General features: G+C 37.8%; 2 protein-coding genes. Both read right to left on the reverse strand.

All coding sequences use genetic code 11. From position 1 onward, the window contains the following. Positions 1-851, reverse strand: an 851-nt coding sequence (locus FVQ77_17480) for a phosphoribosylaminoimidazolesuccinocarboxamide synthase (protein ID MBW8052096.1), incomplete at its 3' end; no start/stop codon positions are given. Between the two features lie 143 nt (positions 852-994). After that, a partial coding sequence (locus FVQ77_17485; protein ID MBW8052097.1) for a toxin-antitoxin system YwqK family antitoxin occupies positions 995-1402 on the reverse strand: 408 nt, incomplete at its 5' end.

The following is a 1402-nucleotide window of genomic DNA, read 5'->3' on the forward strand; positions in this document are numbered from 1 at the left end:
GGAATAACCTGTCCGGGTTTTCCCTGGAAGTTGTTTTCTATAAGCCATTGGCGAACAAATTCTTTTGAAAGCTGTTTTTGTGGTTCTCCTTTTTTTTGCCTTTCCTCATAGCCATCTATATAAAAATATCTTGAAGAATCCGGAGTATGGATTTCATCTATAAGGTAAATTTTATAGTTCTTTGTCGCCACTTCTCCATTCTTTCTCCCCTCTCCACGATAGTGGAGAGGGGCTGGGGGTGAGGTGCCAAATTCATATTTTGTATCCACCAATATGAGGCCTCTTTTGCGGGCGATTTCTGTGCCTCTCCGGAATAATGCTTTTGTGTATTGCTCTAATTTTTCGTAATCTTCAGGCGTGATCAGACCATTTTTTAGTATTTCATCTTTTGAAATATCTTCATCATGACCTTCACTCGCTTTGGTAGTAGGGGTAATAATAGGTTCTGGCAGTTTATCGTTTTCTTTAAGGCCGTCAGGCAGGGTCTCACCACAGAGTATTCGTTTGTCAGAACGGTATTCCCGCCATGCGTGTCCTGCCAGGTAACCCCTGATAACCATTTCAATAGGATATGGGGCACACCTTAATCCTATTGATACAGAAGGGTCGGGAACATCAGTAACCCAATTTGGGACTATATCTGATGTAGCTTCCAGGAATTTAGCCGCAAGTTGATTGAGTACCTGGCCTTTAAAGGGAATAGCCCGGGGCAGGATGACATCAAATGCCGAGATGCGGTCGGTTACAACCATTACTAATTTGTCGTTAAATTCGTAAACATCTCGTACCTTCCCCCTGTAAAAGCCGGTTTGGTTTGGGAATTTGAAGTTGGTTTCTTTAATAGCGCTCATATGTTAGTTGTTATTATAGAATTTCATTTCATTTAAAAATCTTTGCAAATTAGAAAATCAAATTTAAAACACTAAGTTTTTCAAAGATTTACACATAAAATAATTGATTTTCAAATCCCAAATGCTGTCGGGATGCGGGTTTCTTATAACGCAGTCAGGTAACTTTTTTTCCAGACCAATTTTCCATTTACATATTTTTCAATCCGCTTGATCTTGTTATTTGCATAATAGTACTTCCATTTTCCTGTATTCAATTCATTTTTAACAAACTGTTTTTCTTTGATTTTTCCATTTTTATAAAAAAGTATTACCTTACTGTTTTTACCTCCATTCTTGTAAATGGATTTCTTCTTAATGTTACCGTTTGGATGAAGTGCTATATTTAATCCTGTTTTCCTGCCCAGTTTATAATGATAAATATGCTCAACATTACCATTATCAAAATAACCTGAATTTTCACCATCAAGTTTCCCATCTACGTACCGGCCTTCTAAAATAAGCTGCCCGCTTTTGTTGTAAGATCTGAAGTCGCCATTTTTTTCGCCACCCGT

This window comes from Cytophagales bacterium (genome assembly GCA_019456305.1).
In the GTDB taxonomy this organism is placed as follows: domain Bacteria; phylum Bacteroidota; class Bacteroidia; order Cytophagales; family VRUD01; genus VRUD01.